The organism is Devosia sp. (assembly GCF_036563435.1).
GTDB lineage: Bacteria > Pseudomonadota > Alphaproteobacteria > Rhizobiales > Devosiaceae > Devosia.
The window spans coordinates 24,331-37,362 of sequence record NZ_DATCMJ010000004.1 but is presented as its reverse complement, the minus strand read 5'-3'; the positions used below and the strand labels follow the sequence as shown (position 1 = coordinate 37,362).

Here is a 13,032-nt window from a genome sequence, read left to right as displayed (position 1 = left end):
GCCGGTGTTTCCACCAGCCCTTCTCTTAGACGATCTGCGAGGCTTTACCTTAAGCGGCAGCTTCCTCGTCGCCTTCGGCTTCGGCCGCGTCGGCCTTGGTGCGCTTGGGCGACTTGGCGAGGTTCTTTTCGATCAGCTGCACGGCTTCGGTCAGCGTCAGCTTGTTGACGGCACCGATTTCGCGGCTCATGCGGTCCATGGCCTGTTCGAACAGCTGGCGTTCCGAATAGCTCTGCTCGGGCTGCTCTTCGGAGCGGTAGAGATCGCGCACGACTTCCGAAATGGCGATCAGGTCGCCCGAATTGATCTTGGCTTCGTATTCCTGCGCGCGGCGCGACCACATGGTGCGCTTGACGCGGGCGCGGCCGGTCACGGTGGCGAGCGCCTGGTTGACCATGTCTTCCTCGGCCAGCTTGCGCATGCCGACCGACTTGATCTTGGCCACGGGGACGCGAAGGGTCAGCTTGTCCTGTTCGAAGCTGATCACGAACAGCTCGAGGGTCAGCCCGGCAACTTCCTGTTCCTCGATCGAAACGATCACGCCGACGCCATGCGCCGGATAGACCACGTATTCACCGGTCTTGAACCCGAGCCGTGTCTGTACCTTCTTGGCTACCATAGTCATGGAACTCCTTGTTGACGCCCCAAAATGGACAGTTCCTGGCGGGAAGGACCGTCCATCCAAACTCATATCTAGCGTCCGAACGGGACGCCGCGCGCAGCAAAGACCCTGCGACCGTCCAGGTCCGCTTTACCCGGAAGTCGGCTCATCCAACGATGTCACAAAAAAATCGTGCCTTGAGGCACGGGCTGGGTGAAGGGCTCAACTGCATATGGGAAGACCATAGCATAAAAAATCAGCAAAATCAAAAGCTACGAATCAAGGGCTGGTGGAGCCTTGCCCAATGGGGCGAGGATGAGGCTGATCGGGTTGTACACGGGCTATCCACAGGGGTGGCGGGACGCCGCTGCTTCAGTCGACACCCTCCCCCTCGAGGGGAGGGATCAAGGGTTGGGGTTCTGAGCTGTCCGAGCGTCTCGAGTTCCAAGATGGCTTAGAACCCCCACCCTGCTCGATAACGAAGTTAGCAAGCTAACTTCTATCTCGCCTCCCTCCCCGCAAGGGGGAGGGAAGTTCGCGGCAAATTCCGTGGGCAGCCCCGCCCCCTAGTCGCCTTCGCCGGGGGCTTCCGAGAAGTATTTGGCCAGCTTGCCCTCTTCGCCGTCCTTGTCCTTGGCTTCGGGGAGCGGGTCGCGGCGTTCGGTGAGGTTGGGCCAGATGGAGGCGAACTTGGTGTTGAGGGCGAGCCATTCGTCGAGCCCGGACTCGGTGTCGGGCTTGATGGCTTCGGCGGGGCATTCCGGTTCGCAGACGCCGCAGTCGATACACTCGTCGGGATGGATCACCAGCATGTTCTCGCCCTCATAGAAACAGTCCACGGGGCAGACTTCGACACAGTCGGTATACTTACAGGCGATGCAGTTATCGGTGACGATATAGGTCATATCGGGCGGCAGTCCGGCAGGGTCTCAACGGGTCCGGTGCTAAACCCTTTTGGCCCATGCCGCAAGGCTGGCAGCATGCACCAATTGGCGCAGGACGGCCTCACGTGAGAAACCATTTCCCTTTCGCCGGAACATGCGGGCCGCGGGGGACTTTCCCTCCCATCAACCTCGAAAGGAGTCCCAGCATGGATCATTCCAAGCATGTCCGCCTGTCGCCCGATGAACTGACGCCGTCGCTGCTCGAGGGCGCCACCATCTATGGTGCCGACGATCACAAGCTCGGCCATGTCAACCATGTGCATGGCAGCGGTACGGCCAGCCAGGTCATCATCGATGTCGGCGGGTTCCTGGGCATCGGCGCCAAGCCGGTGGCGGTCAGCGTCACCGAACTTGACTTCATGCGCGACGAGCAAGGCTCGGTGCATGCCGTCACCACCTGGACCAAGGAACAGCTCGAAGCGATGCCCGAACACCGGCATCACCACTAGACCAGCCGCTCGCCTCCTGCCGGAGGCGAGCCCTGCCCCGCCGGCACCCCGGACGCCGCGGCCAGCAGGCATGTTCCGGCGAAGCTGGCAATTTCAGCGTCATAGGTGGACGAGAGTTCGTGAAAGCCCATGTGGTTGACGCCGCCGACGGGCAGGTATCGCCCGTTGGGCGCCGTTTGCGCGATGGTGGCGCCGGCTTCAGGCTTGGTGACGATGTCGACCTCGCCCCCGACCACCAGCAGCGGCGTCGGGACCTTGGCTAGGGCACCGGTCGCGTCCCAGCGGAACATAGCCAGATTGCCGCGCATGATGTTGGCGGGCGGATTGCGCGTGGAGAGGAGCGTCACGTGATCGAGCTGGCTGCGGGTGACGAATTTGCCGAAGCCCAGCCGGTTGGCCAAATGCGCGGAGCCGCTGAGATAGCTCTGCCAGGCGCCCAGCCACACGAGAGGCTGCAGGACGATCATGATGCGCATGATCGGCTCCAGCAGCGGCCAGCGGATCGCCTGCATCAGCCGGGGCAAGATCATGGTCTTGAGCGGATTGGTATAGGTGGTGTTGAGCAGGACGGCACCGGCGATGCGCTCGGAGAAAAACTCCGGCATGTCGCGCGCCAGCGTCTGGATTGTCATGCCGCCGATGCTGTGACCCACCACCACGACCGATGGCGCGCCGGTCCACTCGATCACGGAGCGGAGATCCTGCGCAAAGACGGGTAGCGCAATGCCCTCCGATGAAGCCGGCCGTGAGCGGCCAAGGCCCGGCAGATCCCAGGTAACGACGCGGGAATCGCGCAGCAGATCGCGCTTGGCATAGAACCAGATGGTGCTGTCGAGGGACCAGCCATGGGTCAGGACAATGGTTGGCCGGTCACGGTCACCGAGGCTTTCCACATAGAGATCGGCGCCGCTGGCGCTCTTGATCATGGTGCCGGCGGACCGCTCGGCCCTGCTGGGGTCGGTGTCCGGCTTGGCGAGAAGCGGCAGGAGCAGGAAACGTCCGAGGCCGGAAAAAGCCAGAAGCGCCAGGCCGAGCCAGAGCATCCAGTTCTCGCGATCCCGAACCAGGACGCCATCGGCCTCGCGCACATATTGCGTGCCGTCATACCACTCGTAGAGGAGGTATCCCGCATAGCCCAAGATGGCGAGCGACACGAGCGACAACAGGAAACGGACAACAAGAAGCAAGGGCATGGAGGTCTCCCGGGGACTGTACCCACGGCAATCCTTCACCGCCCCTTTCGTTGCGTTGTCGCCAGGGACTAGACGTGCACCTCGTCGCCGCCGCGGTCCTTGCCCTTGAGGCAGGCGACGGCCAGGACGGCGTAGAACAGCGTCATCAGCGCCACCACCACCCAGCCGGGCACCGGACCGATGGCGGCATGACCGATCAGCACCTGCAGGGGCCGGCCCGGGTCGAGCACCACGCCTTCCTGCAGATCGGGCGAGGCAAGCTTCACCAGCCAGGCGGCAAGCAGGATCAGGAACATCCAAACATAGTTGCGGCGCAGCCGGCGGCGGATGGCCCGGTCATAGGTGATGCGGAAGCGCGGGTGGCGCAGGTCCTTGGCCAGCATCAGGAGCCAGGGCTCGACGCCACCTTCGGTTTCGGGACCGAACAGCTGGCCGAAATAGTGCCGCTCGAACTGGCGCACCCGCATGCGATAGACGTCATAGAAGCGATAGCGGCGCGCTTCCACGCAGAGCAGGAGCAGCACGATCAGCATGGCAAAGAGCACAAGGCCATGATGCGCCGCCGGGGTCGACAGCGACACCGAAAGCAGCGCCGCGACCACGGTGATGGCCCAATTGCTGGTAAGGTCGATACGCGAGCGCCAGGCATTCATCCGCCCCATCTCGGCGCGGTAGTAATGGATCATCGCGTTGGTAGCTTCGGCTGAGTTGGTGGGCAGCCGGGCCTCGGCGATGGGCAGCGGATCGGGCACAACGCTCACGTCACTTTGCCTCCTGTCAGATGCAGGAGCTAAACCACCGCAGTGGGGCTAGGTTGCTTGCTTCCAGGCCAGTGGCGATAGACCAGGTCCTCCGCATCCTGCCGAAGTGCGTCAGGGTCGAGGATCGCGCCGAGCCGCTGGGCGACGGCGATCGAGGTGTGGTTGTGGGGATCGATATAGCTGACGAGGCTTTCGAGCCGGAGCTGGTCAAAGGCCCAGTCGCGCAGGGCGGCGCTGGCTTCATGGGCATAGCCCTGCCCTTCGTGCCCCTCGAACAGGAGCCATCCTAGTTCCTTTTCTGGATAAAAGGGCCCGTGATTGATCCCCACTTCGCCCACGCAGGCGCCATTCGACCGAAGATCGATCATCAAGGCACCGTGGCCGTAAATCTGCCAAAGGGCGATGTCCTGACAGAACAGGCGCCAAGCGCCTTTGCTGTCATATGGCCCACCCATGAAACGCGCGCGGTCGGACGCCAGCATCTCCTGCATGGGCAGGAGGTCAGCATGCACAGGCGGGCGCAGGATCAGGCGTTCGGTGATGATGGTCGGAATCACGGTCGTACGCTTCACATAAGATTTTCGATGCCATCGAGCAGCTTGCGATAGCGCTTGCGATCAACCGCTGTCAGCTTTCGCGTCGTTACGCTCAGTCCAACAAAGGCTTGGTCGCCGGGAAGCCAGGGCCTGCAGAGCAAGGTGACATGCTCGCCTCGGTGCTGGGCCGTCACGACGACGTATTCCCAGAGCGATCCCCGCTCTTGGATGGGGAACATTTCTCCACTGATGACCTGACCGGCCTCAGGCGAGACGTCGAACTCGCACTCTTCCAAACCGAGTCGCCTGCTTTCGATGATCTTGAACTGGGCCATCGCCTCGCTCTGTCTCCAGCCGCACTAGTCCTCGTCCTCGCCATGCAGCCGATCAATGTCGCGCCGTTCCTTCTTGGTCGGGCGGCCGGCCCCCTCACCGCGTTGCGCGATGGCGGCTTCATAGGGGGAGAGCTCGGCCCTGGGCAGGGGTGGTGGCGAGAGGTCTTCGTAGAGGCTTTGTGCTTCGGCGGCGGGGCCACGGCGGGTGCCGGGGTCGAGAATGCGCCAGACGACGATGCGTCCATGAAGGGTCATGGTCAGGACGTCACCGGCGCCGACCTTGTGATCGGAGCGCTCGGTGCGTTCGGAATTGACGCGAATGGCGCCGGTCTCGATGACCTTCTGCGCTAGGGTGCGGGACTTGAGCGCGCGCGAAAAGAACAGGAACTTGTCGAGCCGCTCCTTGCGGATGGGTTCGCCAGCTCCTGCCAATCGCTACTCCCTTGGGGCCTTGAGCGCCATCAGCTTGGCGAAGGGGCTGTCCGGATCGAACGCCTTTTCCTTGCGCGGCTCGACAGGACGCTCGAAGCGGGCGCGCTCGCCCTTCTGATCGTCCGGACGGCGGTTGTTGGGACGCGGCTTGCCCTCGAACTTCGGCTTCGGCTGCAGGTGGCGGGCCTTGCTGAGATCCTGCACCTCGCCCTCGGGGCGGCGGGGGCCCGGCTGGCGCTGGCGTTCGGGACGCTTGCTCTGCCCTTCGCCCTCTGGACGGCGGCGGCCTTCATGGCGCCGGTTGTCCGGGCGCTTGCCGGCCGGTGACCAGATCTCGTCGAATTCCGGTTCGGCCGGAGCGGCCGGAGCTGTTTCGGCGGTCTCGGGCGCGGACTCCACAATGGTCGTGGCAGGCAGTTCGGCTTCCACGGCGAGCGGAGTCTCGGCAGGCACGGCCTCCACTGGCGTCTCTTCTGCTGCATCGAGCGATGCAGGATTTTCGGCCAGCACTTCTTCGAGCGCCGGCGCCTCGGCGGAGGCTTCGGCAGGAGCGGCGGGGGGCGCGACCTTGGGCACGCGCTTGACCTTGTAACCCAGCGACTGGAGGATCGAGGCGAAATCCTCGCCCGAGCAGCCCAGGAGCGAAGTCATTTCCACGGTGACGCGGAAGCCGTTGCCTTCGGCAGCGCCGGCCGGCAGCTCGCCGGCATAGGGGCGGCCGGCATCGAGCGCGATCAGCGGGCGGATGATGTCGGCGAGGCGCTCGAGAATATCGACGCGCACCGCACGGCGGCCCGCGACCTTGAAGCCGGCGATCTCGTAGAGACGGGTATCGACTTCCGGGTCGACCACAAACGAGGTGCGGCCGGAGAGGACGATGTGCGGGATATCGGTGACGCCGGGCTGGCGCACGCCGCCATTCTTGAGCGCATAAAGGATCAGCGCCAGCTCGCGCGGGGCGGGCTTGAGCGACAGCGGCAGGTAGATGTGGTAGGCGCCGAACTTGACGCCGAGCTTCCTGAGCTTGCCACGCACGTCCTGGTCGAGGTTCTTGACCTCGTCGGCGATCTGGGCGCGCGGGATCAGGCCGATATGCTCGTAGAGCTGGAAGGCGATGCCGCGGGCGGTGCCTTCGAGATCGTCCGGCGCTTCCAGCGCCATCACGCCTTCGAGCACGGTGTTGATATGATGACGCAGCCAGAGCGAGAGGCGGTCCTGCACGCGCTCGAGGTCGGTGCCGGTCAGCGATTCATCGGCCAGCATCAGGATGCGTGGGCGATAAAGCGCGTCGCCCTCGATCAGCTCGGCAACGATGTCGCCCTTCCAGCGCAGCTTGCCATCGGTGGCCAGCACGAATTCTTCGTTGGGCGCACCGGCCAGACGATCGGCGCGATTGTGGATCTCGGGAGCGACGACCTGCTCGGCGGCGGAGCGCAGCCCACGGATGTCGGCATCGCCGTCATTGCGGGCGAGGGTAAAGCGGAAGCCTTCCAGCGTGCCGATGAGGTGGCCTTCCAGCCGCACTTCGCCACGGTCGTTGATCTCGGGAGATACCATACGTTTGTCTTTCAGATGACGCAGCAAGACGCTGGTGCGCCGGTCGACGAAGCGCTGGGTCAACCGCTCATGAAGAGCGTCGCTCAGCCTATCCTCAATGTCTCGGGTCTTTTCGCGCCAATGTGAAGGGTCTGCAAGCCAGTTTTTGCGATTGGCGACAAAGGTCCAGGTGCGGATCTGTTTGATCCGGTTGCTCAAGGTGTCGATGTCGCCGCTGGTATTGTCGCAAAAGCGTACCTGCTCGGCAATCCAGTCGGTGTTGACGTGCCGCTTCTTGACTAAGTCGGTGTAAATGCGCGTGACGATTTCCCCGTGATTGGCGGGAGAAATGCCCTGATAATCAGGGATCTGGCAGCATTCCCACAGGAGCCGCGCCCCATCGAGGCCACGCGCGAGCTGCCCCGCCTCGTTGCGCGAAACGAATTCAAGCGCCTGCTGGTCCTTGGCGACCGGAACGCGGGTGAGGCTCCTGTGCTCGGGCACGGCATCTAGGCTGTGCTGCAGGGCGGCGATGGATGAGAAATCGAGCTGATTGTTGCGCCATTGCAGCACTTTTATCGGGTCGAAGTCGTGCGTTTCGAGCTGAACCACCAGTTCTTCGTCGAATGCTTCGGTGCCGCCGGTAACCCCGAAGGTGCCGTTGCGGGCATGGCGCCCGGCCCGGCCGGCGATCTGGCCGATCTCGGCGGGGGTGAGTTCGCGGCTCTGGCGGCCGTCGAATTTGTGGTCGTCGGCAAAGGCGACATGGTGGATATCGAGGTTGAGCCCCATGCCGATGGCGTCGGTGGCGACCAGAAAATCGACGTCGCCATTCTGGTAGAGCTCGACCTGCGCATTGCGGGTGCGGGGCGATAGCGCCCCCATCACCACCGCCGCGCCGCCGCGTTCGCGCCGGATCAGCTCGGCAATGGCATAGACCTGCCGCGCCGAGAAGGCGACGATGGCCGAGCGGGTCGGCTGGCGCGAAATCTTTTTCGAGCCGGCATAGGTCAGCTGTGAGAAGCGCGGCCGGTCGATGATCTCGGCATGCGGCAGGAGCTTGCGGATGATCGGCGCCATGGTGCCGGCGCCCATGAGGAGCGTTTCCATCGAGCCGCGGGCATTGAGGATGCGATCAGTGAAGACATGGCCGCGGTCGAAGTCGATGGCGGTCTGGATCTCATCGATAGCCACGCAATCGACGCGGATATCCATGGGCATGGCTTCGACCGTACAAACCCAAAAGCGCGGCTTGGCCGGAACGATGCGCTCCTCGCCGGTAACCAAGGCCACGGCCCCCTCCCCCACCCGCTCGACGCAGCGCTGGTAGACCTCGCGCGCGAGCAGGCGCAGCGGCAGGCCAATCATTCCCGTGGGATGGGCCAGCATGCGTTCGATGGCAAAATAGGTCTTGCCGGTATTGGTGGGGCCAAGGATGGCCTTGACCGACTGGGGCGGGGCGAAAGTCATTGCGGCTCAATGTAGGGCGTCAGGACGGCACTTGCGAGAGGCCAATCGCGAGGCGCGAGAAAGGACGCGGAGGCGGCCATTTTGTGACGCAGGTTAACCCATAGAACAAGTGGGGAACGAACGGGCATCGAATCGGCGCGACTCAGTGAATCCGGCTTTGTTCTCCACTAGAGGTGGTAGGAGGTGCAGAAGGTGAGGCACTACTTGCCTCCTGCGGCAGCGCCTGGACGGGTCGAACGGGAGGTTGGACGCTTCAACTCTCTTGCCAAAGCGTGGACGGGGCCAGGATTCGGCTGTTCGTGAACAGGTGGTAAAGCACCGATACCCGTAAGTTTTTTCCGGCTTCAGGCCGGCAGGGCCAGATTAGCTCGGGATGGACTACCCGTATTGATGAAAGAGGGGCATTGACCGTCCTAAAGCGGGACGGCGCCTGCTGACACGCTCTGTCAGGGCTGGGGCACAGAAACGGGCTCAGCGTCCACCATGCGAGACCCTCCATGTCCCATTTTGATCCTGCAACCCTGCCCCGGCCACTGGCCGATTATTTCGCTGCTGCCGACCACCGCAACACGCTGTCGCTGTTTGCGCCCGACGCGCGCGTGCTCGATGAGGGCGCCGTGCATGTGGGCACCAGCAAGATCGCGGCCTGGCTCGAGAGCGTCGAAGCGCGCTATCATCCCCGCTATTTCGTTCAGTCTGCCGATACCGAAGGACCGCGCACCGTGGTCAGCTTCCTGGTCTCGGGCACCTTTCCCGGCAGCCCGGTCAAGCTGCGCCAGGAGATCGTGGTGGAGAACGACCGGATCGCCAGCCTCGAAACGCTCTAGCTGTCCCGGGATGGTACGGTCCGGCTGTTGGCCGGGCGTGCGAATTTACCAAAAGGCTGGACCGCGAACGAACAGGGACAGAATCGTGTCTGAGCGCCGAATGCCGCTTTGTTCTGGCCCAGCATCTGGTGGCGGGCAGTGGCGGCAGCTACTAGCCGGCGCTCAAGTGATCAGTGGAGTGGCCTTTTCCGGCCGAAACCGCTTCATCTTCATGACCAAAGCGCTAATGGAGGCGCCGATCGGCCGAATCTGACGAGGTGGTTGCGGCGAAAAGCTTTGAAATCGGTCGGGCTTTAACGGTTCGGCTGCGGTTGTGCGGGCCCTGCCGCGGTGCATGTTTGCAAAAAAGCCGTTGACCGTTCCGCTGCGGGACAGTGCCGAAACGGAACCGCTCCCCGCGTCAGGCTGTTGCTCCGCCTGGAGAACACCATGCAGCAACCACACGTCCTGACCGCCCCGGAGCCCCGCAAGGGCATGCCGGATCCCAGCCTCGACAAGGCCACCTTCAAGGAGCGCTTTCTCAGCCAGTATATCGATCCCAATTTCGACGCGCTAGGCGCAGAGCTCGACAGGATCGCCGAAGCCGCCTGGGATGCGTATGACAATTCGCGCAAGGCGCCGCGCACGCAAAAGGCCGGGCCGGGCTACCATGACCCCGACTACGACCTGGCCGATGACTGGATCGAGGCCAAGGCGGCGATCGACCGCGCCATGGCAGACTACAAGACCGGGGACCGGCCGCAGCGCGTGCTGCTGATCAATGGCTCGACCAGGAGCGAGCACACCTGCCCCGGCGAGATGAGCAAGTCGTTTCGCCTGGTGCAAATGGCCGCCGAAATTCTGGAAGAAGGCGGCCTCGATACCGAGATTCTCGACCTCTCGCGCACGACCTCAGAATATGGTCGCAACATCCACCCCTGCAAGTCGTGCTTCTCGACGGCGGCGCCGCTCTGCCACTGGCCCTGCTCGTGCTATCCCAACTATTCGCTGGGCCAGACGCAGGACTGGATGAACGACATCTACCCCATGTGGGTGCGCGCCGATGTGATCATGATCGTTTCGCCGGTCAACTGGTACCAGGTGTCATCGCCGCTCAAGGCCATGATGGACCGCATGGTCTGCGCCGATGGCGGTAATCCCGACCCAACCCTGACCCAGGGCAAGAAGGCCGCCATTGCCAAGCAGGTGGAGCTCGACGGCTGGGATTATCCGCGCCACCTCAAGGGCCGGCTGTTTTCGGTGATCGTCCATGGAGACGTGGAAGGCACCAAGGATGTGCGCCGCTCGATTTCGGACTGGCTGAAGTTCATGGAACTGGCCCCGGCAGGGCCCAATGCCGAGCTCGACCGCTATATCGGCTATTGGGAGCCCTATGCGACGAGCCATGAGTCGCTGGACAAGGACCTCGCCATGCAGGGGGAGGTGCGCAACGCGGCGCGGACCTTGCTGGAGGCGGTGCTGGCGCATCGGGACCGCCGAGAGATCCCCGGCAGCCAGCTGCACGCGCCGCGGCAGAAGTAGGAGAGCCGTTGCGCCCCTTCGCGGCGTCATCCCCGCGGAAGCGGGATGACGCGGTGGATCTTACTGTTCCAGCCTGGTCAGCACCATGGAGAGATCGCCCATATTGGTGCCCAGGAGCACGCGGTAGGGGATGAAATAGCCGGTCTCGCCCAAGGGAGCGTACCAGACGATGATCCGGTCGCTCTCGGCCATGTAATTGGTGATGTCGGAGGTGGTGAAGTGGCCCGAGACCGGGTTGTAGTCCACCGTGCAGAGGACCACCGGGCCCTGGTAACCAGTGCGCGGCGAGGTGGCCTGGTCTTCGCCCGCATAGGTCATGGCAATGTCGAAGCGTTCGACCCCGGTGAAGATATGCGACTGCCGTTGGCAGAGGCTCTTGTCGAGCGCGTTGCCCTTGAGCACGAAGGCGGACATGAAGTCGCCGACGCCGGTCAGGTGGCGCCGCTCCAGCGGCACGCGGTCGTAGTTGTCGATGATGGGCGGCTCCACCTTGAAAGCGGAGACGTCGCGGCCGGCAAAGGACACGTCCACTGTGAAGGTTTCGCCATTAGCGCGGGTTTCCAGCCCGAACGCGTCGGCAGCCAGCACCTTGCCGCTGGAGCTGCCGCTCGACCGGGCAGAGGCCGTGCCGCTGGCCACCACGGCGCCGAGGCCCGCCACATTGGCCGAAAGGTCGAGGCTATAGCGGCTGCCATCGTCCTGGAGGTCCACATCCATGGCGGCGATATTGATGCCGCCGAGGGTGAGAACATAGCTGGCCGTCGCGTCCACCTCCGCCGCTACTACCGGCGACAGGGACAGGAGGGCGAAAGCCGAAAGGGCGGCAAAACGGTGCGGGATCAACGGCCTGGTATCTCTGTGCTGGATCAAAGGCGAATCGGCTCAAGTGTCGAAATTGCCTATCGTGCACCGAACCTGCAAGGCGCTCGCGCCGGTTTGAGGCGGCTTTGCCTTGACGGAGCGGCCCTTAGTCTCTAAAGACGCGCCAGATTTCATAACAATCGAGGCCGGTCGCAGGATTGCCTGCCACCCAGGACCTTTACACAAAGTAGGATATCTCAAATGGCACGTCGCTGTGATCTCACTGGCAAGGGCGTAATGGTTGGCAACAACGTTTCGCACGCCCTCAACCGCACCCGCCGCCGGTTCCTCCCCAACCTGGTCAACGTTACGCTGATCTCCGATGCGCTCAACCGGGGCATCAAGTTCCGCGTTTCGGCTGCGGCGCTCCGTTCGGTCGAGCACCGCGGCGGCCTCGATGCCTTCCTGCTCAAGCAGAGCGATGACACGCTGTCCCCGCTCGCTCTGGGCATCAAGAAGGAAATCCGCGCCGCCCTCGCCAGCTAAGCGACCGGCCGCAAGAAGTTCAGAAGCCGCGTGGGGTGAAACGCTCCGCGCGGTTTTGTTTTGGGGGCTGCTGCCCACCAACCAGCCGTCACCCTCGGGCTTGACCCGAGGGAACTGCACTGTGCAGAGGCTGGTGAAGTGAAGTGTCCTCGGGTCAGGCCCGAGGATAACGATCGAGGGTGGGACGCCGTCCCGCTCGCATTCCATCCGCTCCGGTCTGTTGCCGGCTGGCGGTCATATAGAGGTGCATTTCCATGCTGGCTCGTTTCCTGGCGGCTGTTGCCGCCATGGTCGTGGTGGTTGCCGCGTCCAATATCCTGGTGCTCTACCCCTTTGCGGTGCAGCTCGGCTCGGTCAATCTGGCCGATCTGCTGACCTGGGGCGCCTTCACCTTCCCCTTTGCCTTTCTCGTGACTGATCTCGTCAACCGCTATGACGGCGCACAGCGCGCACGCCTCGTAGCCCTGATCGGCTTTGTCGCCGGCCTGGCGGTGTCGTTTTACCTGAGCTTCCACCCCCTGCCCTGGAATGCCGGCGGGGCCGCGGCAACCACGCAGAGGATTGCCACGGCTTCTGCCGCAGCCTTCATCACCGGGCAGTTGCTCGACATTGCGGTGTTCTCCCGCCTGCGGGCGACGACGGCCTGGTTCCTGCCGCCGCTTCTGGGCTCGCTGCTGGGATCGATCATCGATACGACGATCTTCTTCACCATCGCCTTTGCTCCGGCGCTGAGCGGCGTGGACACCTTCTTTGGCTTGCCTGATGGCTCGCTGGGCTTCCCGGCGCCGTTCCTGGGCATCGGTCCCGAGGTTCCGCTCTGGATTTCGCTGGCCGCGGGTGACTTCACGGTGAAGTTCCTGGCCGCCCTGGTGCTGCTGGCGCCCTATCGGGCGCTGATGGGACGGATCAAGCCTTTGCCCACGATGGGTGTGGTGGCTTAAAGAACGCCCTGTGCGTCCACCCACACCTAGCCTTCCCCTGCAGAGGGGGAGGAGCAGATCCAGGTCTGGGACCCGATCCAGCCCCTCTCACCGCGCGGTCCCTCCCCCTTCAGGGGAGGTCTGTCGTTGTAGATGACCC

14 protein-coding genes are annotated in these 13,032 nt (G+C 63.6%); 5 read left to right on the top strand and 9 right to left on the bottom strand.

The window, feature by feature from the left end; all coding sequences use genetic code 11:
- Positions 1–49: 49 nt before the first annotated feature.
- Together VIL88_RS03185 and fdxA are read right to left on the bottom strand one after the other, a co-directional pair.
- Positions 50–625, bottom strand: coding sequence for a CarD family transcriptional regulator (locus tag VIL88_RS03185; protein ID WP_331985889.1), 576 nt, complete (start codon positions 623–625; stop codon positions 50–52).
- A gap of 542 nt (positions 626–1,167) precedes the next feature.
- Positions 1,168–1,506, bottom strand: coding sequence for a ferredoxin FdxA (fdxA, locus tag VIL88_RS03180; RefSeq protein WP_331985887.1), 339 nt, complete (start codon positions 1,504–1,506; stop codon positions 1,168–1,170).
- 185 nt (positions 1,507–1,691) lie between these two features.
- Here fdxA and VIL88_RS03175 point away from each other — a divergent pair, with 185 nt between their 5' ends.
- On the top strand, positions 1,692–1,994 hold the full coding sequence (locus tag VIL88_RS03175) for a PRC-barrel domain-containing protein (protein ID WP_331985885.1): 303 nt from the start codon (positions 1,692–1,694) through the stop codon (positions 1,992–1,994).
- Here the strand turns inward: VIL88_RS03175 and VIL88_RS03170 are convergent.
- The 6 genes from VIL88_RS03170 to VIL88_RS03145 all read right to left on the bottom strand — a co-directional run bounded on the left by VIL88_RS03170 (position 1,991) and on the right by VIL88_RS03145 (position 8,257).
- Positions 1,991–3,187, bottom strand: coding sequence for an alpha/beta hydrolase (locus VIL88_RS03170; RefSeq protein ID WP_331985883.1), 1,197 nt, complete (start codon positions 3,185–3,187; stop codon positions 1,991–1,993). The two genes, VIL88_RS03175 and VIL88_RS03170, sit on opposite strands and share 4 nt — an antisense overlap.
- A 68-nt stretch (positions 3,188–3,255) precedes the next feature.
- The gene (locus VIL88_RS03165; protein WP_331985881.1) at positions 3,256–3,948 is read right to left on the bottom strand and encodes a DUF2270 domain-containing protein; all 693 of its coding nucleotides are present in this window, start codon (positions 3,946–3,948) and stop codon (positions 3,256–3,258) included.
- A gap of 29 nt (positions 3,949–3,977) precedes the next feature.
- The gene (locus VIL88_RS03160; protein ID WP_331985879.1) at positions 3,978–4,520 is read right to left on the bottom strand and encodes a GNAT family N-acetyltransferase; all 543 of its coding nucleotides are present in this window, start codon (positions 4,518–4,520) and stop codon (positions 3,978–3,980) included.
- Positions 4,517–4,819: a hypothetical protein gene (locus VIL88_RS03155; protein WP_331985877.1), complete on the bottom strand. Its 303-nt coding sequence runs from the start codon at positions 4,817–4,819 to the stop codon at positions 4,517–4,519. The genes VIL88_RS03160 and VIL88_RS03155 overlap by 4 nt, the downstream gene beginning before the upstream one ends.
- A 24-nt stretch (positions 4,820–4,843) precedes the next feature.
- Entirely contained in the window at positions 4,844–5,251 is a 408-nt protein-coding gene (locus VIL88_RS03150; RefSeq protein ID WP_331985875.1) for an RNA-binding S4 domain-containing protein, read from the bottom strand.
- 3 nt (positions 5,252–5,254) lie between these two features.
- Positions 5,255–8,257 (bottom strand): helicase-related protein, encoded by a 3,003-nt coding sequence (locus tag VIL88_RS03145; RefSeq protein ID WP_331985873.1) that lies wholly within the window; start codon positions 8,255–8,257, stop codon positions 5,255–5,257.
- A gap of 497 nt (positions 8,258–8,754) precedes the next feature.
- Here VIL88_RS03145 and VIL88_RS03140 point away from each other — a divergent pair, with 497 nt between their 5' ends.
- Together VIL88_RS03140 and VIL88_RS03135 are read left to right on the top strand one after the other, a co-directional pair.
- The gene (locus VIL88_RS03140; RefSeq protein ID WP_331985871.1) at positions 8,755–9,084 is read left to right on the top strand and encodes a nuclear transport factor 2 family protein; all 330 of its coding nucleotides are present in this window, start codon (positions 8,755–8,757) and stop codon (positions 9,082–9,084) included.
- 429 nt (positions 9,085–9,513) lie between these two features.
- Positions 9,514–10,605: a flavodoxin family protein gene (locus VIL88_RS03135; protein WP_331985869.1), complete on the top strand. Its 1,092-nt coding sequence runs from the start codon at positions 9,514–9,516 to the stop codon at positions 10,603–10,605.
- Positions 10,606–10,665: 60 nt separating this feature from the next.
- Here VIL88_RS03135 and VIL88_RS03130 read toward each other — a convergent pair whose 3' ends face one another.
- Positions 10,666–11,448, bottom strand: a complete 783-nt coding sequence (locus VIL88_RS03130; RefSeq protein ID WP_331985867.1) for a DUF3108 domain-containing protein — start codon at positions 11,446–11,448, stop codon at positions 10,666–10,668.
- Between the two features lie 219 nt (positions 11,449–11,667).
- On the opposite strand from VIL88_RS03130, the gene rpmB reads away from it, so the two are divergent.
- Together rpmB and VIL88_RS03120 are read left to right on the top strand one after the other, a co-directional pair.
- Entirely contained in the window at positions 11,668–11,952 is a 285-nt protein-coding gene (gene rpmB / locus VIL88_RS03125) for a 50S ribosomal protein L28 (protein ID WP_331985865.1), read from the top strand.
- Between the two features lie 254 nt (positions 11,953–12,206).
- Complete coding sequence (locus tag VIL88_RS03120; protein WP_331985863.1) at positions 12,207–12,893, top strand: queuosine precursor transporter; 687 nt, start codon at positions 12,207–12,209, stop codon at positions 12,891–12,893.
- Positions 12,894–13,032 lie beyond the last annotated feature (139 nt).